Origin of the sequence: Pseudomonas sp. JH-2 (genome assembly GCF_036231725.1) — a bacterium.
GTDB lineage: Bacteria > Pseudomonadota > Gammaproteobacteria > Pseudomonadales > Pseudomonadaceae > Pseudomonas > Pseudomonas delhiensis.
This window is the reverse complement of record NZ_JAZAQP010000013.1, coordinates 129,067-147,560: the sequence shown is the minus strand read 5'-3', so window position 1 is coordinate 147,560 and position 18,494 is coordinate 129,067. Positions and strand designations below refer to the sequence as shown.

16 protein-coding genes are annotated in these 18,494 nt (G+C 70.3%); 14 read left to right on the top strand and 2 right to left on the bottom strand.

All coding sequences use genetic code 11. The annotated features are described in order from the left end of the window. Positions 1-89: 89 nt before the first annotated feature. Positions 90-518: a MarR family winged helix-turn-helix transcriptional regulator gene (locus tag VV867_RS12080; RefSeq protein ID WP_328566495.1), complete on the bottom strand. Its 429-nt coding sequence runs from the start codon at positions 516-518 to the stop codon at positions 90-92. A gap of 77 nt (positions 519-595) precedes the next feature. Between VV867_RS12080 and VV867_RS12075 the strand changes: the two genes are divergently transcribed. From VV867_RS12075 to VV867_RS12060, 4 genes are all read left to right on the top strand, one after another. Next, a complete protein-coding gene (locus tag VV867_RS12075; protein WP_109934942.1) occupies positions 596-1,330 on the top strand; it encodes a siderophore-interacting protein in 735 nt (244 codons plus the stop codon). A 218-nt stretch (positions 1,331-1,548) separates the two neighbouring features. Continuing rightward, a complete protein-coding gene (locus VV867_RS12070) occupies positions 1,549-2,904 on the top strand; it encodes an MFS transporter (RefSeq protein ID WP_109934943.1) in 1,356 nt (451 codons plus the stop codon). A 21-nt stretch (positions 2,905-2,925) separates the two neighbouring features. After that, positions 2,926-4,188: a gallate dioxygenase gene (locus VV867_RS12065; RefSeq protein ID WP_328566494.1), complete on the top strand. Its 1,263-nt coding sequence runs from the start codon at positions 2,926-2,928 to the stop codon at positions 4,186-4,188. Between the two features lie 89 nt (positions 4,189-4,277). Next, on the top strand, positions 4,278-5,522 hold the full coding sequence (locus tag VV867_RS12060) for an OprD family porin (RefSeq protein ID WP_328566493.1): 1,245 nt from the start codon (positions 4,278-4,280) through the stop codon (positions 5,520-5,522). Positions 5,523-5,872: 350 nt separating this feature from the next. Here VV867_RS12060 and VV867_RS12055 read toward each other — a convergent pair whose 3' ends face one another. Then, positions 5,873-7,078, bottom strand: coding sequence for a LysR family transcriptional regulator (locus VV867_RS12055; protein ID WP_328566492.1), 1,206 nt, complete (start codon positions 7,076-7,078; stop codon positions 5,873-5,875). Positions 7,079-7,234: 156 nt separating this feature from the next. Here VV867_RS12055 and galB point away from each other — a divergent pair, with 156 nt between their 5' ends. The 10 genes from galB (at position 7,235) to VV867_RS12005 (ending at position 18,469) form a co-directional block, all read left to right on the top strand. Further along, the gene (gene galB, locus VV867_RS12050) at positions 7,235-7,969 is read left to right on the top strand and encodes a 4-oxalmesaconate hydratase (RefSeq protein ID WP_328566491.1); all 735 of its coding nucleotides are present in this window, start codon (positions 7,235-7,237) and stop codon (positions 7,967-7,969) included. Next, positions 7,966-8,688, top strand: coding sequence for a 4-carboxy-4-hydroxy-2-oxoadipate aldolase/oxaloacetate decarboxylase (locus tag VV867_RS12045; RefSeq protein WP_328566490.1), 723 nt, complete (start codon positions 7,966-7,968; stop codon positions 8,686-8,688). Before galB ends, VV867_RS12045 begins: the two co-directional genes overlap by 4 nt. Further along, on the top strand, positions 8,685-9,764 hold the full coding sequence (locus VV867_RS12040) for a 4-oxalomesaconate tautomerase (RefSeq protein ID WP_328566489.1): 1,080 nt from the start codon (positions 8,685-8,687) through the stop codon (positions 9,762-9,764). Before VV867_RS12045 ends, VV867_RS12040 begins: the two co-directional genes overlap by 4 nt. 165 nt (positions 9,765-9,929) lie before the next feature. Next, complete coding sequence (locus tag VV867_RS12035; RefSeq protein ID WP_109935668.1) at positions 9,930-10,862, top strand: ABC transporter substrate-binding protein; 933 nt, start codon at positions 9,930-9,932, stop codon at positions 10,860-10,862. Next, complete coding sequence (locus VV867_RS12030) at positions 10,862-11,869, top strand: FecCD family ABC transporter permease (RefSeq protein ID WP_328566488.1); 1,008 nt, start codon at positions 10,862-10,864, stop codon at positions 11,867-11,869. The genes VV867_RS12035 and VV867_RS12030 overlap by 1 nt, the downstream gene beginning before the upstream one ends. Next, positions 11,869-12,912: a FecCD family ABC transporter permease gene (locus tag VV867_RS12025; protein ID WP_328566487.1), complete on the top strand. Its 1,044-nt coding sequence runs from the start codon at positions 11,869-11,871 to the stop codon at positions 12,910-12,912. The genes VV867_RS12030 and VV867_RS12025 overlap by 1 nt, the downstream gene beginning before the upstream one ends. After that, positions 12,909-13,718 carry an ABC transporter ATP-binding protein gene (locus VV867_RS12020; protein ID WP_328566486.1) on the top strand — a complete coding sequence of 270 codons (810 nt, stop codon included), beginning with the start codon at positions 12,909-12,911 and terminating at the stop codon, positions 13,716-13,718. The genes VV867_RS12025 and VV867_RS12020 overlap by 4 nt, the downstream gene beginning before the upstream one ends. Before the next feature lie 394 nt (positions 13,719-14,112). Further along, complete coding sequence (locus VV867_RS12015; protein ID WP_442965016.1) at positions 14,113-14,817, top strand: response regulator transcription factor; 705 nt, start codon at positions 14,113-14,115, stop codon at positions 14,815-14,817. Further along, positions 14,817-16,154: a HAMP domain-containing sensor histidine kinase gene (locus VV867_RS12010; RefSeq protein ID WP_328566485.1), complete on the top strand. Its 1,338-nt coding sequence runs from the start codon at positions 14,817-14,819 to the stop codon at positions 16,152-16,154. The genes VV867_RS12015 and VV867_RS12010 overlap by 1 nt, the downstream gene beginning before the upstream one ends. Before the next feature lie 83 nt (positions 16,155-16,237). After that, positions 16,238-18,469 carry a TonB-dependent siderophore receptor gene (locus tag VV867_RS12005; RefSeq protein WP_275627436.1) on the top strand — a complete coding sequence of 744 codons (2,232 nt, stop codon included), beginning with the start codon at positions 16,238-16,240 and terminating at the stop codon, positions 18,467-18,469. Positions 18,470-18,494 lie beyond the last annotated feature (25 nt).

Genomic DNA, 18,494 nt, shown 5'->3' with positions numbered 1-18,494 from the left:
TGGTTCGTTTGGCGACTGCCAATCTACCCGCTTCCCTGACTGTCAATCCGCTCTTTCCCCAGACTCCGCGAAGAACCAAAAAATACCCCTCACTCCGTCTGCAGATTCGCCTCCACCCGCGCCAACAACCCCTGCAACTGCTCCCGCTCCTCCGCGCTGAAGCCCCGCACGGCCACCTCCGAGAGATGCCGGCCCTGGCCTTCCACCTCGGCGTAGACCGCCTCGCCTTCGGCGCTCAGGCTCAGGCACACGCTGCGCTTGTCCAATGCATCGGCGCTGCCCTCCAGCAGGCCCTTGTTGCGTAGCCCCTGGATCAGCCGGGCGATCTGCGCCTTGTCGCGGCCACTGTGCTCCACCAGTTGGCGCTGGGTGGCGCCCGGGCGACGGGCGAAGAAGGCCAGCACCTTGAACTCCATGTGCGTCAGGTCGTGGGGGCCGTCGCGCAGTTCGCGGTACTGCCGCGAACGGTACAGGTGCATGACGGCATGGATGGTTTCGAGAACGTCGTCGGCTTTCATGGCTATACGGTTGACTTTATCAACTAATGATTCTTATGATCGTTGATATTATCAACCATAGCCCAAGAGGGCCACCCATGACCCAAGCCACCCAGCAACGCCGCGTGCACCGCGTCCGCCACGAACTGCGCATGCGCGAAGTGCAGGTCGCCCGCCGCGAGCAGCTCAGCCCGCATTTCGTCAGCCTCACCTTCGCCGGCGAGGCCCTGGCCGACTTCGTGTCCGCCGGCTTCGACGACCACGTCAAGTTCATGTTCGAGGACGACGACGGCAGCATCGTGCGCCGCGACTACACCCCGCGCCGCTTCGACGCCCAGGCCCGCGAGCTGACCCTGGAGTTCGCCCTGCACGGCCACGGCAAGGCCTGCCAGTGGGCCGAGCAGGCCCAGGTCGGCGACAACGCGGTGATCGGCGGCCCGCGCGGCTCGATGATCGTCCCGCCGGACTTCGACTGGCACCTGTTCGTCGCCGACGCCACCGGCCTGCCCGCCGTGCACCGGCGCCTGGAGGAAATGCCGGCGGGCACCCGCGCCATCGTCCTGCTGCAAGTGGAGGCGGCCGACCGCCGCCGGTTCGCCACCGCCGCCGACCTCCAGCTGCAATGGTTCGACGACGACCAGGCCTTGCTGGCCGCCGTCGAGGCCCTGGCCCTACCCACCGGTGAAGGCTTCGCCTGGGGTGCCGGCGAGGCCGCGGCCATGGTCCGCGTGCGCAACCTGCTGCTGGACAAGGGCCAGCCGAAGGAAGCCATGCGCGTCGCCGCCTACTGGCGCCAGGGCCAGGCCGACTACCACGAGGAACTCGGCCAGTGAAACGCACCCGCCAGGCGTCGCCGGCCCCGGCCGACGCCTGTGCAAGCACCTCATAAACAAAACCGATACCCGCTTAAGGATTTCCCAGAGGCAGCCCCCGCCCCTTGAGCCTTACAGTCGCCCCACGCCGAAAAACGGCGAGGTGATTCCTGCCGGTCATCATCGTTTTCGAAGCCTGTTGGAATTTTCACCACTACAAGAACAAAAGGTGAACGCGAATGCTCAAGCAAAACCCCGGCGGCACGCAGACTGTCGACGTCAAAGACTGGATCGACAGCCGCCCGATCTCGCCCTACCAGTGGCTGGTCCTGTCCCTGTGCTTCCTCATCGTCCTGTTCGACGGCTTCGACGTGGCCGTGATGGGCTTCATCGCCCCGTCGCTGATGCAGGAGTGGGGCCTGTCCCGCGCCGCCTTCGGCCCGGTGATGAGCGCCGGGATGATCGGCCTGGCCATTGGCGCACTGACCGCCGGCCCCTACGCCGACCGCCTCGGGCGCAAGAAGGTGCTGCTGATCGCGGTCACCGGCTTCAGCCTGCTCAGCCTGGCCTGCGCCTTCGCCCGCAGCCCCTACGAACTGGCCATCCTGCGCCTGCTCACCGGCGTCGCCCTGGGCGCCGCCATGCCCAACAGCACCACCCTGCTGGCCGAATACCTGCCCGAGCGCAGCCGCTCGCTGCTGATCACCATCATGTTCACCGGCTTCAACATGGGCTCGGGCCTGGGCGGCTTCCTCGCCGCCTGGCTGATCCCGCACCACGGCTGGCAGGCGGTGCTGCTCGCCGGCGGCCTGCTGCCGCTGGCCCTGCTGCCCTTCCTGCTGTGGCTGCTGCCGGAATCCGCCCGCTTCATGGCCGCGCACAAGGCCCCGGCCGAGCAGATCGCCGCGGCCCTGGCGAAGCTGGGCGGGCGCTTCGCCGCCGACACCCGCTTCACCGTCAGCGAACCGCCGGTGCAGCACAAGGCCCCGGTGCGCCTGCTGTTCACCGAGCGCTACCGCCTGGGCACCCTGGCGCTGTGGGCCACCTACTTCATGGGCCTGCTGGTGATCTACCTGACCATGGGCTGGCTGCCCACCCTGCTGCGCGACGGCGGCCTGTCCATCGAGCGCGCCGCCACCATCACCGGGCTGTTCCAGATCGGCGGCACCGTCGGCGCCATCGTGGTCGGCTGGATCATGGACAGGCGCAACCCCAACCGCGTCATCGCCATCGCCTACGCCCTGGGCGGCCTGTGCATCGTGTCGCTCGGCGCGCTGAGCCTGGAGTCCAGCCTGCTGGTGGTGGGCGTGGCCGCCGCCGGCTTCTGCATGAGCGGCGCGCAGACCGGCCTCAACGCCTTCGCCCCGGGCTACTACCCCACCGAGTTCCGCGCCACGGGGGTAAGCTGGATGCTCGGCATCGGCCGCTTCGGCGCCATCTTCGGCTCGCTCGTCGGCGGCGCGGTGCTCAGCCTCGGCCTGGGCCTGCCGCTGCTGTTCACCTTCCTCGGCCTGCCGGCGTTCGCCGCGGCCCTGGCGATCCTGGCCAACGGCCACGCCCGGCGCCGCGCGAGCCAGGCCCTGGCCGCGCAGTAACCTGAACCAGAGGACCCCGTCATGGCACGCATCATTGGTGGCCTAGCCGTCTCCCACACCCCGACCATCGGCTTCGCCGTCGACCACGACAAACAGCAGGAGGCGGCCTGGGCGCCGATCTTCGAGGGCTTCGAGCCGATCCGCGCCTGGCTCCAGGAGCAGCGGCCGGACGTGCTCTTCTACATCTTCAACGACCACGTCACCTCGTTCTTCTTCGACCACTACAGCGCCTTCACCCTCGGCGTCGACGACCAGTACGGCGTCGCCGACGAGGGCGGCAACCCGCGCGAGCTGCCGCCGGTGGGCGGCCACGCGGCGCTGTCGCGGCACATCGGGCAAAGCCTGATGGCCGACGAGTTCGACATGAGCTTCTTCCGCGACAAGCCGCTGGACCATGGCTTCTTCTCGCCGATGTCGGCGCTGCTGCCCTGCGCCGACGGCTGGCCGCTGCGGATAGTCCCGCTGCAGGTCGGCGTGCTGCAACTGCCGATCCCCAGCGCGCGGCGCTGCTACAAGCTGGGCCAGGCCCTGCGCCGCGCCATCGAGAGCTACCCGGAGGACCTCAAGGTCGCCATCGTCGCCACCGGCGGCGTGTCGCACCAGGTCCACGGCGAGCGCTGCGGCTTCAACAACCCGGAATGGGACGCGCAGTTCATCGAGCTGCTGGTCGACGACCCCGAGCGCCTGACCGGGATGACCGTCGCCGAATACGCCACCCTCGGCGGCATGGAAGGCGCCGAGGTGATCACCTGGCTGATCATGCGCGGCGCGCTTTCCGCCCGCGTCGACAAGCTGCACCAGGACTACTACCTGCCGTCCATGACCGGCATCGCCACCCTGCTGCTGCAGAACCGCGACCAGGCCCTGCCGGCCCCGGCCATCGAGCGCCACCGCCAGCACATGCGCCACCAGCTGGCCGGCGCGGAGCAGCTCGAAGGCACCTACCCCTACACCCTGGAGCGCAGCGCCAAGGGCTACCGGCTGAACAAGTTCCTCCACCGCATGATCGAGCCGCAGTGGCGCCAGCGCTTCCTCGCCGAGCCCGAGGCGCTCTACGCCGAGGCCGGCCTTTGCGAGGAAGAGCGCGACCTGCTGCGCCGCCGCGACTGGCGCGGGCTGATCCACTACGGGGTGATCTTCTTCGTGCTGGAGAAACTCGGCGCCGTGCTCGGCGTGTCCAACCTGGACATCTACGCCGCCATGCGCGGCCAGAGCCTGGAAGACTTCATGAAGACGCGCAACCAGCAGGTGCGCTACTCGGTGGCCGGCAAGGCCCCGCGCTGACCCCACTCTAGCCAGCTTCCCCGCCCACCAGCGACGCCACCGCGCCGCTGGCCGGCAACGCTTTGCCCAAGAAACGGAGAACAACAACAATGATCCGCCCGACCAAGCACCGTCTCGTCTGCACCCTGGCCCTGGCCGGTACCACCCTCCCCGCCTTCGCCGATGGCTTCCTGGAAGACGCCAAGTCCAGCCTGACGCTGCGCAACTTCTACATGAACCGCGACTACACGGGCGACGCCGCCCAGGGCAAGGCCGAGGAGTGGACGCAGAACTTCATCCTCGACTTCAAGTCCGGCTTCACCCAGGGCACCGTCGGCCTCGGCATGGACGTGCTCGGCCTGTACAGCGTCAAGCTCGACGGCGGCCGCGGCACCGCCGGCACCCAGTTGCTGCCGGTGCACGACGACGGCCGCCCGGCCGACGACTTCGGCCGCCTGGCGGTGGCCGGCAAGGCGCGGCTGTCGAAAACCGAGCTGAAAGTCGGTGAATGGGCCCCGGTGCTGCCGATCCTGCGCTCCGACGACGGCCGCTCGCTGACCCAGACCTTCCAGGGCGCCCAGCTGACCTCCAAGGAAATCGCCGGCCTGACGCTGTACGGCGGCCAGTTCCGCCAGAACAGCCCGCGCAACGATGCCAGCATGGAGGACATGAGCCTGTTCAACCGCACGGCCTACACCTCCGACCGCTTCGACTTCGCCGGCGGCGAATACCGCTTCAACCACGAGCGCACCCTCGTCGGCCTGTGGAACGCCGAGCTGAAGGACATCTACCAGCAGCAGTACCTGCAGGTGCAGCACTTCCAGCCGCTGGGCGACTGGGTGCTGGGCGCCAACCTCGGCTACTTCCGGGGCAAGGAGGACGGCAGCGCCAAGGCCGGCGACCTGGACAACCGCACGGCGTCGGGGATGTTCTCGGCGAAGGTCGGCGGCAACACCTTCTACCTCGGCCTGCAGAAGGTCATGGGCGACGACGAGTGGTTCCGCGTCAACGGCGCCAGCGGCGGCACCCTGGCCAACGACGCCTTCGGCTCCAGCTTCGAGAGCGCGAAGGAGCGCTCCTGGCAACTGCGCCACGACTTCGACTTCGCGGCCCTCGGCGTACCCGGCCTGACCCTGATGAATCGCTACATCCACGGCGACAACGTGCGCAACAGCAGTACCGACGACGGCACCGAGTGGGCCCGCGAAAGCGAGCTGGCCTACACCGTGCAGTCGGGGCCGCTGAAGACGCTGAACGTCAAATGGCGCAACTCCAACATGCGCCGCGACTGGGGCCGGACCAACAGCTTCGACGAGAACCGGTTGATCGTCAGTTATCCGTTGAATCTGTTGTAAGGACGTAGGGCGTACAACCGTTCGCGGTTGTACGCCGATACACCCGGCCCCATGCCCAACTTCACGGGCGGGAACGGAGCGCCTCGAACAGGCGCTTCGTGGTCGAATCCGAGGCGCGCCGGGGATCACGGTCAAACGGCGGATAACCGCGAACGGTTATCCGCCCTACGCCACGTCCACCCGGTGATGTAGGGCGTACAACCGTTCGCGGTTGTACGCCGATACACCCGACCCCATGCCCAACTTCACGGGCGGGAACGGAGCGCCCTCGAACAGGCGCTTCGAGGTCGAATCCGAGACGCGCCGGGGATCACGGTCAAACGGCGGATAACCGCGAACGGTTATCCGCCCTACGCCACGCCCTCCCCTGTCGCCTGGATCACCTCGCGGATGCTCTGCATCAATGCCGCCGACACCGGCGAATGCAGGCAGCCGCTGCGGTAGGTCAGGCCGATGGCACGGGTGGTCTGCGGCAACGGCACCGGCAGCCGGCACAGCTCGCCCGAGGCGATCTCGTGTTCCAGCTGGTGCGCCGACACCGCCGCGAGCATGTCCGAGCGCAGCAGCAGGCCACGAATGGTCGCCAGGTCGCCGCTTTCCACCACCGGCCAGGGCGCGGCCATGCCCGAGGCGGCGAAGCAGGCGTCCAGCAGGCCACGGGCCGGGGAGCCGGCGCGCGGCAATACCCAGCGCGCCTGCTGCAGTTCGGCCAGTTGCACCGGGCGCTGCAACAGCGGGTGGCCGTGGCGCGCCAGCAGCACCATCTCCTCGGTAAGCAGCGCCTCGCCGGCCAGGTCGCTGGCGTAGTCCGCCGAGCGCAGGGCGCCGAAGACGAAGTCCAGGTCGCCGGCGCGCAGCTCGGTGGCCAGCAGGTCGAACGGGCTTTCGTTGGTGATCACCCGCACCCCGGGATGCTCGGCGGTGAGCCCCACGATGGCCTCGGGCAGGATGCGCGTGCGCCCCAGCGGCAGCGCGCCGACGTGCACCACGCCCTGCAGGCTGCCGCGCATGGCACTGAGGTCGGTCTCGATGTGGCGCAGCTCGTTGAGCGCGCGGCGGATCGGGAACAGGATCTCGTGGCTCGCCCGCGTCGGCTGCAGGCCGCGCGGGGTGCGCTCGAACAGCGGCCGGCCGCAGCCGCCCTCGAGCACCTTGAGCGCCGAGCTGACCGCCGGCTGGCTGAGGCCGAAATGGCTGGCCACGGTCTGCATGTGGCGCGTCTCGCAGAGCTTGACGAAGACCTCCAGGCGCCGCCCCTGGAACAGGTACAGCGGCTCCACCGGCGCCGCGCCGAGCAGCCGCGGCACGCTTTCCAGCTCGGCCAGCACGCGGCGTGCGCGGGGCAGCACGCAGTCGCCGTAGTCGGTCAGGCGCATGCCGTTGGCGTGGCGCTCGAACAGCGGCACGTCGAGCCGCGTCTCCAGTTCGGAAATGGCGCGGGTGACCACCGATTGCGCGCGGAACAGCGCCTCCGAGGCCCGCGACACGCTGCCCAGGTCCGCCACGCGGACGAAGGCGCGGACCTGCATCAGGTTCGGCAATTCGACGTCGCTCATTTCCTCTCCCGGCTCACAGCCCTACTCCGGCGGGACTATGCCCAGCCACCCTGGCAAGCGCAATAAGTAAAAAGCATACCTTCCACAACTGAACGCATTAGTCGCTGCCGACCCTCGGTGACATCCTCGACACATTCCCAACCGGAGCCCACCCACATGAACGCAGCACAAAAATCCGCCCTGGTGGTCAGCGCCCATTCCGCCGATTTCGTCTGGCGCGCCGGTGGCGCCATCGCCCTGCACGCCGAGCAGGGCTACGCCGTGCACATCGTCTGCCTGTCCTTCGGCGAGCGCGGCGAATCCGCCAGGCTGTGGCGCAAGGGCGAGATGACCGAAGCGAAGGTCAAGGCCGCGCGCCGCGAGGAAGCCCTGGCCGCCGCCGAGATCCTCGGCGCCAGCGTGGAGTTCTTCGACATCGGCGACTACCCCATGCGCGCCGACAAGGACACCCTGTTCCGCCTGGCCGACGTGTTCCGCCGCGTGCAGCCGGAATTCGTCCTCAGCCACTCGCTGAAGGACCCGTACAACTACGACCATCCGCTGGCCATGAACCTCGCCCAGGAAGCGCGCATCATCGCCCAGGCCGAGGGCTACAGGCCCGGCGAGAAGATCGTCGGCGCCCCGCCCGTGTACGCCTTCGAGCCGCACCAGCCGGAACAGTGCGAATGGCGCCCGGACACCTTCCTCGACATCACCGGCGTGTGGGACAGGAAGTACGCCGCCATCCAGTGCATGGCCGGCCAGGAACACCTGTGGGAGTACTACACCCGCGTCGCCCTGCAGCGCGGCGTGCAGGCCAAGCGCAACGTCGGCATTACCAGCGCGCGCAACATCGTCTATGCCGAGGGCTTCCAGAGCGTCTTCCCGCGCGTGACGGAGAACCTGGCATGAGCGCGCTGATCGGCAAGACCGGCATAGTGGTGCGCAACATCCCCCGCGCCGCGCCGGAGGTGATCGACGAACTCGGCCGCCTGGGCGTGGCCACCGTGCACGAGGCCCAGGGCCGCAAGGGCCTGCTGGACGCCGGCATCCGCCCGATCCAGCAGGGCGTGGCGGTGGCCGGCAGCGCGGTGACCGTGCTGGTGGCCCCCGGCGACAACTGGATGTTCCACGTCGCCGTCGAGCAGTGCCGCCCGGGCGACCTGCTGGTAGTGGCGCCCAGCTCGCCGTGCGGCGACGGCTACTTCGGCGACCTCCTCGCCACCTCGCTCAAGGCCCGCGGCGTGCGCGCCCTGGTCATCGACGCCGGCATCCGCGACAGCCACACCCTGCGCGGGATGAGCTTCCCGGTGTGGTCCAAGGCCATCAGCGCCCAGGGCACGGTCAAGGAAGTGCTCGGCTCGGTGAACCTGCCGCTGCTGTGCGCCGGGCAACTGGTGAACGCCGGCGATATCGTCATCGCCGACGACGACGGCGCGGTGGTGGTGCGCCACGGCGAAGCCGGACAGGTGCTGGAGGCCGCGCGCAAGCGTGCCGACCTGGAGGAACAGAAGCGCCTGCGCCTGGCCGCCGGCGAGCTCGGCCTGGACATCTACGAGATGCGCCCGCGCCTGGCCGCCAAGGGCCTGCGCTACGTCGACAGCCTCGACGAACTGGAAGGCCGGCCATGAGCCAGACGCGCATCCCCTGCCTGCTGATGCGCGGCGGCACCTCCAAGGGCGCCTACTTCCTGGGCGCCGACCTGCCCGCCGAGCCAGCCCTGCGCGAACGCGTACTGCTGGCGGTGATGGGCTCGCCGGACAAGCGCCAGATCGACGGCCTCGGCGGCGCCGACCCGCTGACCAGCAAGGTCGCCATCGTCCAGGCCTCGCGCCGGCCCGAGGCCGACGTCGACTACCTGTTCGCCCAGGTGCTGGTGGATGAAGCGCGGGTGGACTACGGGCAGAACTGCGGCAACATCCTCGCCGGCGTCGGCCCCTTCGCCATCGAGCGCGGCCTGGTGCCGGTGCGCGGCGCGGTCACGCCGGTGCGCATCTTCATGGAGAACACCGGGCAGCTCGCCGTGGCGCACGTCCCCACGCCCCATGGCGAGGTGGAATACGCCGGCGACACGCGCATCGACGGCGTGCCCGGCAGCGCCGCGCCGCTGGTGGTGGAGTTCGCCGACGTGGCCGGCTCCAGCTGCGGCGCCCTGCTGCCCACCGGCAACGCCCGCGACACTTTCGACGGCATCGAGGTCACCTGCATCGACAACGGCATGCCGGTGGTGCTGCTGCGCGCCGCGGACCTGGGCCGCAGCGGCTGCGAGAGCCGCGAGGAACTGGACGCCGACGCCGAGCTGAAGGCGCGCCTGGAGTCCATCCGCCTGCAGGCCGGCCCGCGCATGAACCTGGGCGACGTCAGCCAGCGCAACGTGCCGAAGATGTGCCTGGTCTCGGCGCCGCGCCACGGCGGGGCGATCGACACCCGCTCGTTCATCCCGCACCGCTGCCACGCCTCCATCGGCGTGTTCGGCGCGGTGAGCGTGGCCAGCGCCTGCCTGGTGCCGGGCTCGGTGGCGCAGGACCTGGCCCGTGGCGGCGACGGCGAGGTGCGGCGCCTGTCGGTGGAACACCCCAGCGGCGAGTTCAGCGTGGAAATCCGCCTGCGCGACGGGCGCATCGCCGGCTGCGGCCTGGTGCGCACCGCGCGGCTGCTGTTCGACGGCCAGGTGTGCATTCCCCGCGCCCTGTGGTCGCCCCGCTGAGGCTGCGGCCCCCGCGCGGCGCCCTGCCGCGCGGGTTCGCCGGCGTTGACCCAGGTCATCGCAGTTGTAAACAAACAGTAAATGCGAGTGATTAAGACTCGCTTTTGTCGTATCTATGGGCATTTCCCAACCGCCCGCCGTACCCGGCGCAACAGGAAAACCTCCATGCAAGCCCGAGCCCTGCCCCTCCCCCGCCGCCTGCTGGCCTGCGCGGCTGCCGCCATGACCAGCGCCTTCCTGCTCCTGCAACCCGCCGGCGCCAGCGCCACCACCCTGGACACCGCCTTCGGCCCGGTGCAGGTCAAGGACCACCCGCAGCGCGTGGTGGCCCTGGGCGAGAATACTCTCGACGCCGCCCTGGCCCTGGGCGTGCAGCCCCTGGGCGCCCTGGCCAGCCGCGGCGGCAGCGACATCCCCGAGTACCTCAAGGCTAAGGCCGGCAAGCTGCCGCTGGTGGGCACGGTGCGCGAGGTCAACCTGGAAGCGGTGCTCAAGCTGCGCCCGGACCTGATCCTCGCCAGCCCCGGCCTGACCCGCGAGCAATACGCCAAGCTCAGCCTGATGGCGCCCACCGTGGTGCCCGGGGGCGGCGCCCTGGACGACTGGCGCGCGGCCTTCCGCACCTACGCCGCGGCCCTGGACAAGCGCGCCGAGGGCGAACGGCGCCTGGCCGAGCTCGACCAGCGCATCGCCGCGCTGCGCCCGCGCCTGCCGGCCGGCGTCAGCCTGAGCGTGGTGCGCTGGAACCCGCAGGGGCCGATCATGATGTCCAGCCACCTGTTCGCCGGCCAGCTACTCGACCAACTGGGCCTGCGCCCCAACCCGCTGGCGGCCGAGCAGACCAGGCGCCCGCACACCGACATCCTCAGCCTGGAGAACCTGTCCAGGGCCGATGCCGACTGGATCTTCCTCGCCACCCTCAACCCCGACGGCGCGAAGGCCCTGGCCGAAGCCCGCCAGCAGCCCGCCTTCACCCGCCTGAAGGCGGTGCAGGCCGGGCACCTGGCCAGCGTCGACGGGCAGATCTGGAGCAGCAGCTCCGGCTACCTGGCCGCCCAGCAAGTGCTGGATGACGTGGAGAAGGCGCTGGCCAACTGATGCTGCCCGCGCGCCTGCCCCAGCCGCGGGCCCTCGGGCTAGCGGCTCTGCTACTGTCGCTGTTGTGCCTGGCCAGCCTGCTGCTGGGCGCCGGCGATGCCGGGCCCTGGGCCAGCCTGCAGGCGCTGTTCGGCGGCGCCGACGAGGACACCCGCTTCGTGGTCGGCGTGCTGCGCCTGGCACGCACCGAGCTGGCCCTGCTGGTGGGAGTGGCCCTGGGCGCCGCCGGCCTGCTGCTGCAGTCGGTGACGCGCAACCCGCTGGCCGAGCCCGGCCTGCTGGGGGTCAGCGCCGGCTCGGCCTTCGCCGTGACCCTGGCGATCAACCTCGGCGCCACCGCCGCCGGCCTCAACCTGGCGGTGGCCGTGGTCGGCGCCCTGGGCGGCTGCCTGCTGGTGCTGGCGGTGTCGCGCCTGCGCGGGGTGGGCGACGACCCGGTGCGCCTGGTGCTGGCCGGGGTGGCCTTCTCCGGCCTGCTCACGGCACTGAGCAGCCTGGTGCTGCTGTGGGACCAGCGCACCGCCGACGAAGTACGTTTCTGGGTGGTCGGCAGCCTCGCCGGGCGCCCGCTGGACACCCTGGGCTGGAGCCTGCCGGGGCTGCTGCTCGGCCTGCTGGTGGCGCTGCCGCTGATCCGCCCGCTGGCCGCCCTGGCCCTGGGCGAGCGCGTCGCCAGCGGCCTCGGCCACCACCCGCAGCGGGTGCGCCTGGCCGCCCTGCTGGCGGTGGCGCTGCTGGTGGGCACAGCCAACGCCGCCGCCGGGCCCATCGCCTTCCTCGGCCTGATCGTGCCCTACATCGCCCGCCGCCTGGTGGGCAGCGACATCCGCCGCGGCTTCGCCCTGTGCCTGCTGCTGGGCCCCTGCGTGCTACTGCTGGCGGACATACTGGCGCGCCTGCTGGTGCGCCCCTACGAGATGCCGGTGGGGGTGGTCACCGCCTTCGTCGGCGCGCCCATCCTCATCGCCGTGGTGCGCTCGCACCGCCTGCCGACGCTGCAACGCTGATGAACGCCTCCTCCACTCCCCAGGGTTACGGCCTGCTGCGCCTGGGCCGGCTGTCGCTGCTCTGGCACCGCCGCAGCCTGGCGGTCGGCCTGGCGTTGCTGGTGCTGCTGGGCGCCGCCTTCGTGTTCTGCCTGAGCGGCGACGGCCTCGGCGCCGGCCAGGCCATCGCCGCCCTGCTCGGCCAGGGCGATCCCTTCCAGCAACTGCTGGTGCGCGAGCTGCGCCTGCCGCGGCTGTGCGCCGGGGTGCTCAGCGGCGCCGCCCTGGGCGCCGCCGGCTGCCTGATGCAGACCCTGGCGCGCAACCGCCTGGCCACCCCCGGCATGGTCGGCCTGGACAACGGCGCCACCGCCTTCGCCGTGGCCTCCATCGTCGCGGTACCGACCAGCCTGGCACCCTCGGCCCTGGCCCTGACCGGCGCCGCCACCGCCGCGGCGCTGACCTTCCTGCTCGCCGCCGGGGCCGGCGCCCGCGGCTACCGCTTCATCGTCGTCGGCCTGGGCATCGGCGCGCTGTTCGGCGCCCTGACCAACCTGATGCTGGCCCGCGCCGACATAGACGCGGCCAACGCCGCCTACCCCTGGACCGTCGGCAGCCTCAACGCCCGCCCGCCGCTGGCCGTGTGGCTGCTGGCCGGCGGCCTGGCCCTGGGCCTGCCGGCGGCGCGCCTGCTCACCCGGCCGCTGACGGCGATGCGCTTCTCCGACAGCGTGGCCATCGGCCTGGGCGTGCGCCTGGGCGCCATGCGCATCGCCACCCTGGCGCTGAGCGTGGCCCTCACCGGCCTGGCCGTGGCGGTGGCCGGCCCGGTCGGCCTGGTGGCGCTGATCGCCCCCGAGGCGGCGCGCTACCTGGGCGGCCAGCACGGCGTGCCGGTGCTCAACGCGGCCCTGGCCGGCGCCCTGCTGACGCTGCTGGCCGACTGGCTGGGGCGCACCCTGCTGGCGCCCATCGAAATCCCCGTGGGCATCGTCATGGCGGTGATAGGCGCGCCCTACCTGCTGTGGATCATCCTGCGCCAACCTTCCGGGAGACAGCCATGAACCCGAACCCCATCGCCCCGCTGGAGGCCCGCGACCTGAGCATGGCCTATGGCAGGCGGCCGATCATCCAGGGCCTGGACCTGCGCCTGCCGGCCGGCCGGGTGACCGCCATCGTCGGCCCCAACGGCTGCGGCAAGTCCACCCTGCTGGCGGGCCTGGCGCGCCTGCAGAAGCCCAGCGGCGGCGCCGTGCTGCTCGACGGCAAGGCCATCGCCAGCCTGCCCTCGAAGGAGGTGGCGCGGCGCCTGGCGCTGTTGCCGCAGGACGCCAGCGCCCCGGACGGCCTCACCGTGGCCGAGCTGATCCGCTTCGGCCGCCAGCCGCACCAGGGCCTGTTCCAGCAATGGAGCACCGAGGACCAGAAGGTGGTGGACGCCGCCCTGGCCGCCGCCGACCTCGGCGAGCTGGCCGAGCGGCCGCTGGAGTCCATGTCCGGCGGCCAGCGCCAGCGCGCCTGGATCGCCATGGCCATCGCCCAGGACACCCCGCTGCTGCTGCTCGACGAACCCACCTCGGCGCTGGACCTGGGCCACCAGATCGAGGTCTTCGAACTGATCCGCCGCCTCGCCGGGGCCGGCAAGACGGTGGTGATGGTGGTCCACGACCTGTCCAGCGCCTGCCGCTACGCCGACCACCTGGTGGCGATGAAGGGCGGCCGCGTGCTGGCCGAGGGCGCGCCGGCCAGGGTGGTGACGGCAGAACTGGTGGAGGCGCTGTATGGCGTGCGCTGCACCCTGCTGAGCGATCCCTACAGCGGCACGCCGCTGATCGTTGGGGCCAGCCGGGTGCGAGCCTGCTCTTCGTAGGAGCGAGCTTGCTCGCGAACGGGGTTTCCCAGAACTTCGGCGCCAAGACTGAGAGCACCCTCTCCCTAACCCTCTCCCTGAAGGGAGAGGGGACCGTTGGGCAGGGCTGGATGTTATGGCGTTAGCCGGCAGCCTTGGTGGTTTCCGGCTGGAGCCAATTCTTTTCTCGGCACGGACGGCCCCCTCTCCCGCTTGCGGGAGAGGGCTGGGGAGAGGGCGCTCTTAAACCCAACACCAGAGCCACCGACAAACTCTATTCGCGAGCAAGCTCGCGCCTACGAAAAGCACCATCCCATTCCCCCCAGCACTCAGATGCGACGAAATGCCAGCACCCAGCCATTGCTCCGCCCCCACCGCCAATGGGATCATTCGCAATTGCATCGAGTTCTCATCAATGGCCTATCCAGCGATACCCAAGCTGCTCCTGGTGGAAGACGACGCCCACCTGCGCCCGGCCCTGGAACGCCACTTCCAGGGCCGCGGCTTCGCCGTGCGCGCCTGCGAGACCGGCACTCAGGGCCTGGCCGCTCTGCGTGACGGCCGCTTCGACCTGGTGCTGCTGGACATCATGCTGCCCGGCGTCGACGGCCTCAGCCTGCTCGACGAACTGCGCCGCCAGCAGACCGTGCCGGTGATGCTGATGTCCGCCCTGGGCGCCGAGCAGGACCGCATCAGCGGCTTCACCCGCGGCGCCGACGACTACCTGCCCAAGCCCTTCAGCCTGGCCGAGCTGGACGCCCGGGTCGACGCCCTGCTGCGCCGCGTGGCCCTGGACCGGCGCCAGGCCGAGGCGCCCCAGGGCGACGCGCTGACCCTCGACGACGAAAGCCGCGACGTCATCCACCAGGGCCGCGCCGCCGGCCTCACCGGCTCCGAGTACCGCCTGCTGGCGACCCTGCGCGCGCACCCCGGCGAGGCGCTGAGCAAGGCCTTCCTCTACCAGAGCGTGCTGCACCGCGCCTACACCCGCCTGGACCGCGGCCTGGACGTGCACGTCTGCAACCTGCGCCGCAAGCTCGCCGCCATAGGCGCGCAGCACCTGCAGATCCAGGCGGTGCGCGGCCAGGGCTACGTGCTGGTGGAAACGGACAGCGCCTGATGCGCCGCCACCCGCTGCTGTGGAAGCTGGCCCTGCTGCAGGTGGGCTTCTGCCTGACGCTGACCTGGCTGATCTGGAACTGGGGCCTGTCGGTGGAGCGCAGCACCTACTTCCTCGACGAAGCCGACCGCCTGTACCTGGCGCGCTATGCCCTGCAGGCCGAGCAGGCCTGGCGCGAGGGCGGCGCGGCCGGCGCCGAGGCCTTCCGCCGCCAGCTGGAACGCGAGGAAGACACCTGGGCCGCGCTCATCGGCCCGCGCCTGGAGAGCCTCGGCAGCACCCCGCTGAGCGCCGAGGAGGCCAGCCACCTGACCTTCATGCGCAAGCTCGACTGGCCCATGAGCCGGCGCCTGCAGGACGAGCTGCCCTACGTCAGCATCGAATTCCCCGAACACCCCGAGGACGGCCGCCTGGTCATCCAGCTGCCCGAGCGCCTGCTGCCCAGCGGCCTGACGCCCTGGACCCACGTCATCACCCACGGCGTGGCGCCGACCCTGCTGGCCCTGCTGCTGGGCCTGGCCCTGTACCGCCACCTGGTGGTGCCGCTCAACCGCCTGCGCGACCGCGCCGACGCCCTGCGCGCCGACGACCTCGACAGCCCCGGCCTGCCCCTGCAGGAGCGCCGCGACGAACTGGGCGAGCTGGCCCAGGCCTTCGAGCACATGGCCGCGCGCCTGCGCCAGAGCCTGGCCCAGCAGCGCCTGCTGCTGCGCACCCTGTCCCACGAACTGCGCACGCCCCTGGCGCGGCTGCGCATCGCCCACGACGGCGACCTGCCGCCGGAGCAACTGCGCCAGCGCCTGGGCCGCGAGGTGGCCGACATGCAGCGGCTGCTGGAAGACACCCTGGACCTGGCCTGGATGGACACCGAGCGCCCGCAGTTGCCCACCGAGCCGGTGCTGGTGCTCTCGGTGTGGGAGGCGCTGCGCGAGGACGCCTGCTTCGAGAGCGGCTGGGAGCCGGCGCGCCTGCCCTGTTCGCTGGGCACCGAATGCTGCGTGCAGGTGCACCTGGACAGCCTGGCCCAGGCCCTGGAGAACCTGCTGCGCAACGCCATCCGCCATTCGCCGGCGGGCGGCCGCGTCAGCCTCGACGGCTGGCGCGAGGGCGAACACTGGCACCTGTGCCTGCGCGACCAGGGCCCCGGCGTGGCCGAGGCGGACCTGGAGCGCATCTTCGAACCCTACCAGCGCCTGGAGGGCAGCGGCGCGGGCTTCGGCCTGGGCCTGGCCATCGCCCGCCGCGCCATCGAGCTGCAGGGCGGCCGGCTGTGGGCGACCAACGCCCACCCCGGCCTTTGCCTGCACCTGCTGCTGCCGGCGGGCGAAAGTGTTTAGAAAGTTAATGCGCTTTACTCGCAATTGTGAGTAATTATCATCTTCGATCTCTCGCCTTCAGGCTGAACTTCCGGAGATCGAAGATGTCGTCCCGTGCCCAACCCCTAGTCCCCTTCCTGCTGCTGTCCAGCTGCCTGCTGGCCAGCGCCGTCCACGCCGCCAGCCAGGACGAGCAGCCCATCGAACTGGACAGCCAGACCGTGGTCGCCACCGCCCAGGAAGAGACCAAACAGGCCCCGGGCGTGTCCGTCATCACCGCCGAGGACATCAAGAAGCGCCCGCCGGCCAACGACCTGTCGCAGATCATCCGCACCATGCCGGGGGTCAACCTGACCGGCAACTCCAGCAGCGGCCAGCGCGGCAACAACCGGCAGATCGACATCCGCGGCATGGGCCCGGAGAACACCCTGATCCTGGTCGACGGCAAGCCGGTCAGCAGCCGCAGCTCGGTGCGCTACGGCTGGCGCGGCGAGCGCGACACCCGCGGCGACACCAACTGGGTGCCGGCCGACCAGGTCGAGCGCATCGAGGTCATCCGCGGCCCGGCGGCGGCGCGCTACGGCTCCGGCGCCATGGGCGGGGTGGTGAACATCATCACCAAGCAGGCGGCCAAGGAAACCCACGGCAACCTCACCCTCTACCAGAACTTCCCGCAGCACGGCGACGAAGGCGCCACCAAGCGCATGAGCTTCGGCCTCAACGGCCCGCTCACCGACACCCTCAGCTACCGCGTGTACGGCGACGTGGCCAAGACCGACGCCGACGACTGGGACATCAACTCGGGCCACGAGTCGGCGCGCACCGGCAACCAGGCCGGCACCCTCCCCGCCGGCCGCGAAGGCGTGCGCAACAAGGACGTCAACGGCCAGCTGAGCTGGCGCCTGACGCCCGAGCAGACGCTGGAGCTGGAGGCCGGCTTCAGCCGCCAGGGCAACATCTACACCGGCGATACCCAGAACACCAACAGCAACGCCAACGTGAAGAGCATGCTCGGCCACGAGACCAACATCATGTACCGCGAGACGTACGCGATGACCCACCGTGGCGACTGGGACTTCGGCTCCTCCATGGCCTACCTGCAGTACGAGAAGACGCGCAACCGGCGCATCAACGAAGGCCTGGCCGGCGGCACCGAGGGCATCTTCAGCAACACCGACTTCTACACCTCGACCCTGCGCGACCTCACCGCCCACGGCGAGGTCAACCTGCCGCTGTACGCCTGGCGCAACCAGACCCTCACCCTGGGCAGCGAATGGACGCGCCAGGAGCTGGACGACCCCAGCGCCAACACCCAGACCACCAGCGAGGGCGGCTCCGTGCCCGGCCTGAGCGGCACCGGCCGCGACAGCAGCTCCTCGGCGGAGATCTTCTCGCTGTTCGCCGAAGACAACATCGAGATCATGCCCGGCACCATGCTCACCCCGGCGCTGCGCTTCGACCACCACGACATCGTCGGCGACAACTGGAGCCCGTCGCTGAACCTGTCCCACGCGCTGACCGACACCCTCACCCTGAAGGCCGGCATCGCCCGCGCCTACAAGGCGCCGAACCTGTACCAGCTCAACCCCAACTACCTGCTCTACAGCCGCGGCCAGGGCTGCTACGGGCAGAGCACCAGCTGCTACCTGCAGGGCAACGCCGACCTCAAGGCCGAGACCAGCGTCAACAAGGAACTGGGCATCGAGTTCAAGGACAACGGCTGGGTCGCCGGGCTGACCTACTTCCGCAACGACTACAAGAACAAGATCGAGTCCGGCCTGAGCCCGATCGGCAGCGCCAGCGGCGGCACCGGCAGCTACGCCAACGCCTCCATCTACCAGTGGGAGAACGTGCCCAAGGCGCTGGTCGAGGGCCTGGAAGGCACCCTCACCGTGCCCCTGGCGCAGCAGTTGACCTGGACCAACAACTTCACCTACATGCTGCAGTCGAAGAACAAGGAAACCGGCGACGTGCTCTCGGTGATCCCGGACTACACGCTCAACTCCATGCTCGACTGGCAGGCCACCGACGACCTCTCGCTGCAGCTGAGCGTGGCCTGGTACGGCAAGCAGAAGCCGAAGAAGTACGACTACCAGGGCAACCGCGTGACCGGCAGCGCCAACGACGAGCTGTCGCCCTATGCGCTGACCGGCGCCAGCGGCACCTACAAGATCAGCAAGAACCTCAGCCTCACCGCCGGCGTCGACAACATCTTCGACAAGCGCCTGTACCGCGCCGGCAACGCCCAGGGCGTGACCAACATCGCCGGTGCCGGTGCCGCCACCTACAACGAGCCCGGCCGCACCCTGTACACCAGCCTGACCGCGTCCTTCTGAGGAGCGTCCGGCCCCCGCTCCCGGC

Coding starts and splice junctions, on each gene's coding strand:
- VV867_RS12075 (WP_109934942.1), top strand. CDS start 596: ATGACCCAAGCCACCCAGCAACGCCGCGTGCACCGCGTCCGCCACGAA.
- VV867_RS12080 (WP_328566495.1), bottom strand. CDS start 518: ATGAAAGCCGACGACGTTCTCGAAACCATCCATGCCGTCATGCACCTG.
- VV867_RS12040 (WP_328566489.1), top strand. CDS start 8,685: ATGAGCCAGACGCGCATCCCCTGCCTGCTGATGCGCGGCGGCACCTCC.
- VV867_RS12045 (WP_328566490.1), top strand. CDS start 7,966: ATGAGCGCGCTGATCGGCAAGACCGGCATAGTGGTGCGCAACATCCCC.
- VV867_RS12015 (WP_442965016.1), top strand. CDS start 14,113: ATGGCCTATCCAGCGATACCCAAGCTGCTCCTGGTGGAAGACGACGCC.
- VV867_RS12030 (WP_328566488.1), top strand. CDS start 10,862: ATGCTGCCCGCGCGCCTGCCCCAGCCGCGGGCCCTCGGGCTAGCGGCT.
- galB (WP_328566491.1), top strand. CDS start 7,235: ATGAACGCAGCACAAAAATCCGCCCTGGTGGTCAGCGCCCATTCCGCC.
- VV867_RS12005 (WP_275627436.1), top strand. CDS start 16,238: ATGTCGTCCCGTGCCCAACCCCTAGTCCCCTTCCTGCTGCTGTCCAGC.
- VV867_RS12010 (WP_328566485.1), top strand. CDS start 14,817: ATGCGCCGCCACCCGCTGCTGTGGAAGCTGGCCCTGCTGCAGGTGGGC.
- VV867_RS12065 (WP_328566494.1), top strand. CDS start 2,926: ATGGCACGCATCATTGGTGGCCTAGCCGTCTCCCACACCCCGACCATC.
- VV867_RS12025 (WP_328566487.1), top strand. CDS start 11,869: ATGAACGCCTCCTCCACTCCCCAGGGTTACGGCCTGCTGCGCCTGGGC.
- VV867_RS12055 (WP_328566492.1), bottom strand. CDS start 7,078: ATGAGCGACGTCGAATTGCCGAACCTGATGCAGGTCCGCGCCTTCGTC.
- VV867_RS12020 (WP_328566486.1), top strand. CDS start 12,909: ATGAACCCGAACCCCATCGCCCCGCTGGAGGCCCGCGACCTGAGCATG.
- VV867_RS12060 (WP_328566493.1), top strand. CDS start 4,278: ATGATCCGCCCGACCAAGCACCGTCTCGTCTGCACCCTGGCCCTGGCC.
- VV867_RS12070 (WP_109934943.1), top strand. CDS start 1,549: ATGCTCAAGCAAAACCCCGGCGGCACGCAGACTGTCGACGTCAAAGAC.
- VV867_RS12035 (WP_109935668.1), top strand. CDS start 9,930: ATGCAAGCCCGAGCCCTGCCCCTCCCCCGCCGCCTGCTGGCCTGCGCG.